The organism is Kitasatospora sp. NPDC127060, assembly GCF_042724935.1.
GTDB lineage: Bacteria > Actinomycetota > Actinomycetes > Streptomycetales > Streptomycetaceae > Kitasatospora.
The window spans coordinates 22,162-28,161 of record NZ_JBHXEG010000103.1 but is presented as its reverse complement, the minus strand read 5'-3'; the positions used below and the strand labels follow the sequence as shown (position 1 = coordinate 28,161).

General features: G+C 75.6%; 4 protein-coding genes and 1 pseudogene. All 5 read left to right on the top strand.

Annotation, left to right across the window (positions count from 1 at the left end; translation table 11 throughout):
- The first annotated feature begins 98 nt into the window (after positions 1–98).
- The 5 genes and pseudogenes from ACFWIS_RS36260 (at position 99) to ACFWIS_RS36240 (ending at position 5,764) form a co-directional block, all read left to right on the top strand.
- Positions 99–2,639: a cation-translocating P-type ATPase gene (locus ACFWIS_RS36260; protein WP_380461730.1), complete on the top strand. Its 2,541-nt coding sequence runs from the start codon at positions 99–101 to the stop codon at positions 2,637–2,639.
- A 104-nt stretch (positions 2,640–2,743) separates the two neighbouring features.
- Positions 2,744–2,926 (top strand): annotated as a pseudogene (locus tag ACFWIS_RS36255) (nicotinate phosphoribosyltransferase); the annotation flags it as partial.
- Between the two features lie 384 nt (positions 2,927–3,310).
- Positions 3,311–4,186 (top strand): universal stress protein, encoded by an 876-nt coding sequence (locus tag ACFWIS_RS36250; protein WP_380461731.1) that lies wholly within the window; start codon positions 3,311–3,313, stop codon positions 4,184–4,186.
- 107 nt (positions 4,187–4,293) lie between these two features.
- Positions 4,294–5,139: a universal stress protein gene (locus ACFWIS_RS36245; RefSeq protein WP_380461732.1), complete on the top strand. Its 846-nt coding sequence runs from the start codon at positions 4,294–4,296 to the stop codon at positions 5,137–5,139.
- A 91-nt stretch (positions 5,140–5,230) separates the two neighbouring features.
- Positions 5,231–5,764, top strand: a complete 534-nt coding sequence (locus tag ACFWIS_RS36240) for a flavodoxin family protein (RefSeq protein WP_380461733.1) — start codon at positions 5,231–5,233, stop codon at positions 5,762–5,764.
- The last annotated feature ends 236 nt before the right edge of the window (positions 5,765–6,000 follow it).

Below are 6,000 nucleotides of genomic sequence, written 5' to 3'. Positions count from 1 at the left end.
GGCCGGACGCCCGGATCCACCACTTCGATCACGACCCCGAGGACACCGGGACCGCACCGATCGCTCCGCACCTCTTCGCCGACTGACCGGCCACCGCCGTGACTTCCGCCGTCCGCACCCACGTGTGCGGACTGACCACCGCCGAGGCCGCGCGGCTGCTCGCCGAGCACGGCCGCAACGAAGTCGCGGTCGACCGCCGGGTGCCGCTGTGGGCCCGGGTCGCCGCCCAACTGCGCGACCCGCTGATCACGGTGCTGCTCGCCGCCGTCGCGCTGACGCTGGCCATCGGCGACCACCCGGACGCCGTCGTCATCGCGCTGGTGATCGCGGTCAACACCACCGTGGGCGTGGTCCAGGAGGTCCGGGCGGAAGGTGCCGTCGCGGCGCTGTCCCGGCTCTCCGCCCCGGCCGCGCGGGTGGTGCGCGACGGGGAGCAGCGCAAGGTCTCGTCGGCCGAGATCGTCCCGGGCGACGTGGTGGCGCTCGCCGAGGGCGACATCGTGCCGGCCGACGCCCGGCTCGTCGAGGCAGCTGCCCTGCTGCTCGACGAATCGATGCTGACCGGCGAGTCCCTCCCGGTGGCCAAGGCGGTCGGCACGGGGGCATCGGACGGGGAGGTGCTGCGGGCGGGGACGGTCGTCCTGCGGGGACGGGCCCTGGTCGTGGTCACCGCCACCGGCGCGGACAGCGCGCTCGGCCGGATCGCCGCCCTGCTGCGGCCCCGGCCCGAACCCACGCCGCTCCAGCGGCGGCTGGCCGGGCTCGGCCGGGTCCTGGCAGCGGTGGCGGTCGGCCTGTGCGCGCTGGTCTTCGTCCTCGGCCTGCTCCGGCACCAGCCGCCCGGCGAGATGGGGGTGACGGCCATCAGCCTGGCCGTCGCCGCCGTGCCGGAGTCGCTGCCCGCCGTCGTCACGCTCGCGCTCGCCCTGGGCGCGCGCCGGATGGCCGCCCGCCATGCCGTCGTACGGCGGCTGCCGGCCGTGGAGACGCTCGGCTCCGTCACCGTGCTGGCGACGGACAAGACCGGCACCCTCACCGAGGGCCGCATGGTGGTGGAGCGCCTCTGGACGCCGCATTCAGCGGCCACCGTGACCGGCCTCGGGTACGGGCCGGCGGGCGAGGTCCGCCTCGACGGGGCTCCGGACGGCGAGGTGCGGGGCCTGCTCACCGCCGCCGTGCTGTGCAACGACGCCGCCCTGGGCCCGCCGGCCGACGCGGACGGCGAGTGGCGGGCGCTCGGCGACCCCACCGAGGCCGCCCTGCTGACGGCCGCCGGCAAGGCGGGCCTGGACCACGAGCAGCTGCGGGTGGCCTTCCCCCGGGTCGCGGAGGCGCCGTTCGACAGCACCCGCAAGCGGATGAGCACCGTCCACCGGAGGCCCGGCGGCGGCCTGACGGTCTGCCTCAAGGGCGCTCCGGAGGCCGTCCTCGCCCCCGCCGTCCTGGCCGACGCCCCGGAGCTGCTGGAACGGGCCCGGAACGCGGCCGCCGGGCTTGCCGCCGAAGGCTTTCGCGTGCTCGCGGTGGCCGAGCGGCACCTCGATCACCTCCCCGAACCGACCGAGGACGCCGAGCACGGACTGCGCCTGCTCGGTCTGGCCGCGATGGCCGACCCGCCCAAGCCCTCGGCCACCACCACCCTGGCCGCCTGCCGCCGCGCCGGCATCCGCCCCGTCCTGGTCACCGGCGACCACCCGGCCACCGCCCGCACCCTGGCGGTCCGGATCGGGCTGCTGGAGGCCTCCTCGGCGCCCGGGGCAGTGGTGAGCGGGCAGGCCCTGGCCGGTGCCGGTGACCTCACGAAGGTCCGGGTGTTCGCCCGCACGGACCCCCGGCAGAAGCTGGACATCGTCCAGGCCTGGCGCGCCCGGGGCGCCGTCACCGCGATGACCGGCGACGGCGTCAACGACGGACCGGCCCTCCGCCAGGCGGACATCGGAGTCGCCATGGGCCGACGCGGCACCGAGGTCGCCCGCCAGGCCGCCGACCTGGTCCTCGCCGACGACGAACTCGCCACCGTGGTCGGCGCGGTGGAGGAGGGCCGCCGGGTCTACGACAACATCCGCCGCTTCCTGGTCTTCGGCCTGGCCGGCGGCGCGGCCGAGATCCTGGTGATGCTGGCCGGCCCGCTGTTCGGCCTCGCGCTGCCGCTGCGGGCCGGCCAGATCCTCTGGATCAACCTGCTGACCCACGGCCTGACCGGCGTCGCCATGGGCGCGGAGCCGGTCTCCCCCGGCGCGATGGCCCGGCCTCCACGCCCGCCGCACCAGCACATCCTCGGCTCCGGCGTGTGGCAGCGGGTACTGCTGCTCGGCTGTGTGGTCGCGGCAGCCGCCCTCGGCTCCGCCTTCTGGGCCCACGGCGGCGACCGCCCTTGGCAGACCGTCCTGTTCCTCGCCCTCCTCGCCGCCCAGCTCGGCGTCGTCCTGGGCCTGCGCGAACGGCTGCTGACCCGCGCGAACCCCTTCCTCCCCCTGGCCGTCCTCTCCTCCGCCGCGCTCGCGGCCGCCGCCCTCTACCTGCCGTTCCTCCGCGACGTGCTCAACACCGTGCCGCTGTCCTGGAGCGACCTCGCCGCACCCGCGGCCGCCGGGCTCGCCGGGTTCGCGACGGCCAGGCTGTGCAAGCAAGGGATCTGACGCCATCTCCAACGCCCAACGCCCTGATCACCGACCTGTACGAGGTGACGATGGCCCTCTCCTCCCTGCGGGAACGGATGACGGGCCAGGCCACCTTCGACCTCGGCGTCGCGGCCGCCGAACAGGCGGCGCGGGTGGGCGCGGTGGTCGGCTTCGCCGGGACCAGCAACGTGGCGGCGGCCCACGCGTACGGGCTGCCGGCGGTCGGCGCGGTGGCGCACTCGTACATCGAGGCCTTCGGTGACGAGGCGGCGGCCCTCCGGGCCTTCGCCCGGGGCCCACCCGGGTCGACGTCTTCGCCGTGGGGACGCTGGTCGGGGTGTCGGCGGACGCACCGGATCCGCGGCGCTCAGTAGGGCAGCCGGCGGCCGGACGGCGTCCGCAGGTCCAGCGGCGGGGGCTCGTGGGGGCGGGTCGGCCGGGTGACGACCTTGATCCGGACCATCACGGCACCTCCTCGTTCGGTTCGGCTTTCCTCGTTCGGCTCGACTTCCACCCTGCCGTCGGCAACCCGCGGCGCCCCAGGGCCCCGCGGGCCGACCCCGGTCGCCGGTCGGGGGCGCGCCGGGTGGGCCGCCGGGCTCGGGGCTCTGGGCCGGTCGGCCCTCGCGACCGGGGCGGGGCCCGCCTAGCGTGGGGAAAGGTTCCGGTCGCACGACCGAGGAGGAGCTATGACATCTCCAAGCCCCCACCGTGGGGCGCATTCCGTCGTCCTCGGCGTCGACGCGCGGGACACCGGCAGCATGACCGCCGCCTGGGCCGCCGACGAGGCCGACCGGCGCGGTCTTCCGCTGCGGCTGGTGCACGCCGTCCCATCGGTGTTCCGCGAGTTCCGCCCCCTCGACCAGGGCCGCTACCACAAGGCTCTGGTCGAGCGCGCCGGGCTGGCATTCGACCGGGCGTCCGCCGTGGCCTGGGAACGCCACCCCGGTCTGGGGGTGACGACGGACCTCGCCGAGGACCTCCCCGCACCGGCGCTGTGCCGGGAGTCCCGCGACGCCGCGCTGGTCGTCCTCGGCTCCCGTCGGCTGAGCCGGACGGCGGAGACGTTCAGCGCCTACTCGGTGGTCGTCCCGGTGAGTGCCCAGGCGCACTGCCCGGTGGTCGTGGTCCGCGACCCCGAGCACACCACCCAGGAGCCGCCGTACGTCGTGCTCGGCGTGGACGGCAGTCCGTCCTCGGAGGCCGCCGTCGACTTCGCCTTCGACCTCGCCGCCGAACGCCGGGCCGCCCTGCGCGTCCTCTGGGCCTGGCAGCGCACGCTGGTCGGCAACTTCGACGGACCCGCCGCCGAGCAGACCCTGCGCCGGCTGCTCTTCGAGGCCACCGCAGGCCGCCACGACCGCTACCCCGACGTCACCGTGACCCACGAGCTGGTCCACGGCCACCCGGTCGAGGAGCTCGCCCGGGCTTCCGCGCACGCCCTCGCCGTGGTCGTCGGCCGCCGGGGCAGCGGCGGCTTCACCGGCATGCGGCTCGGCTCCGTCCCGCACGGCCTGCTGCACCGCGCACACTGCCCGGTCGTGACGGTGCCCGCTCACCCGTGATGAACCGGACCGGCTCCGAGAAGCACCGATCGCGGTCACTGCCGGCCCCCGGCCAGCCGCCCGTCGCAGCTGGGGTCCGGATTCACCACCAAGCCGAGGAGGACGCCGTGACCGGACCCGTGGTCGTCGGCTTCGACGGCTCGCCCGAGAGCCTGGCCGCCTCCGAATGGGCCGTCCGCGAGGCCCGGCGCCGCGAACTGCGCCTCGAGATCCTCCAGTCCTGGCCCTGGCCCAGGCGGGACGTGGTCGGCAGCGACGAGACCTACCGCCTCGCCCTGTCACGACTCGCGGAGCGCGAGGCCGCGTTGCGTGCCCTCGCACCCGAGGTCCCGGTTTCCTCGTCGACCGTGTCCACCGAACCCGCCGAGGCCCTGGAAGCCGCCGCCCGGAGCGCCGGCGTGCTCGTGCTCGGCTCCCGTGGGCTGGGCACGATCCATGGTTTCCTGGTGGGCTCGGTGAGCCAGGAGGTGCTGGGGCGAGCCGACTGCCCGGTGGTGCTGGTGCGGGCCGGTGGCGGCGGGCATGACGGTCCCGTGCTGGTGGGCCTTGACCTGGCACGCCCGGCGGACGAGGTACTCGCCTATGCCTTCGGGGCCGCCGCGGTCCGCTCGACGCCCCTGCGCGTCCTGCATGTCTGGGCGCCCCCGGCAGGCAGCGAGTACACGTCCTTCGATGCCGTCAGGAGTACGGAGAAGGATCCCTCGGCAGAGGAGAGGGCGCTCCTCGCCGAGGTCCTGGAGCCGTGGCGTGCCCGCTACCCCGGGGTGGAGGCGAGGGCCGAGCTGGTCCGAGGCGGCGCCGCCGCGGCAGTCGTGGAAGCCGCGGCAACGGCCCGGCTGCTCGTCCTGGGCCGCCGAATGCGGCGGGGACCGCTCGGAGCCCGTCTCGGGCCGGTGGCGCACGCCGCGATCCACCACGTCGGCTGCCCGGTCGCGATCGTCCCGCACAGCTGACGGGGCCGTCCGGTGACCCGATCCGGGCCGAACGGCCCACCTGCGCGGGGAAGTTCCGGAGCCAGGCTGGGGGTGACGAAAGGTGGAGACCATGCACACCGTGATCGTGTACGAGAGCATGTACGGCAACACCCGGGAGATCGCCGAGGCGATCGCCGAGGGCGTTCACCGGGCTGCCCCGGGGGCGGCCGTGGACTGCCTCCCGGTGGCCGAGGCGGACGCCGACCTCACCCGGTCCGCGGACCTGCTGGTGGTCGGCGGACCGACCCATATGCACGGCATGTCCTCCGGACTCAGCCGCCGGATGGCCGCCGCAGCCGAAGCGCACAAGGAGGGCCGGGAGGCAGCCGCGGCCGAGGCCAGGGAAACCGTGGAGGGGCCGGGGCTGCGCGCCTGGTTCCACGGCCTGCCGCAGACCGAACCCGGCACCCACGCCGCCGCGTTCGACACCCGGGTCGACATGCCCCGGGCAGGCGGCGCGGCCAACGGCATCGCCCACCGGCTGTCCGGCCACCACTACGACCTGGTCGTCGAACCCGAGGGCTTCATCGTCGAGGACAACGACGGACCTCTGCGCGCCGGCGAACTCGACCGCGCCCGCGCCTGGGGCGCTGGCCTGGTCTGAGCGGGGAAGGAGCATGCGCCACCGCACCGTGCTGGGACCCCACCGCTGAGCTGAACGCCACCGGCCCACGCAGGCTCCGTCCGGAACTGTCCACACCGACGATGACGGGTTCGGTCATGGTCGGGGCTCCGCATCAGCCGTAGTGGTACCCACCCGGCTCGCGACCGGCCCGTCGGGCCCGACCCCTGCCTTCGTGCCCCGCCCCACCGCCGGACTCGCCCGCCGCCGCAACCGTC

Excerpts from the sequence above, each read along its gene's own strand:
- ACFWIS_RS36250 (WP_380461731.1), top strand. The coding sequence starts at position 3,311 with ATGACATCTCCAAGCCCCCACCGTGGGGCGCATTCCGTCGTCCTCGGC.
- ACFWIS_RS36240 (WP_380461733.1), top strand. The coding sequence starts at position 5,231 with ATGCACACCGTGATCGTGTACGAGAGCATGTACGGCAACACCCGGGAG.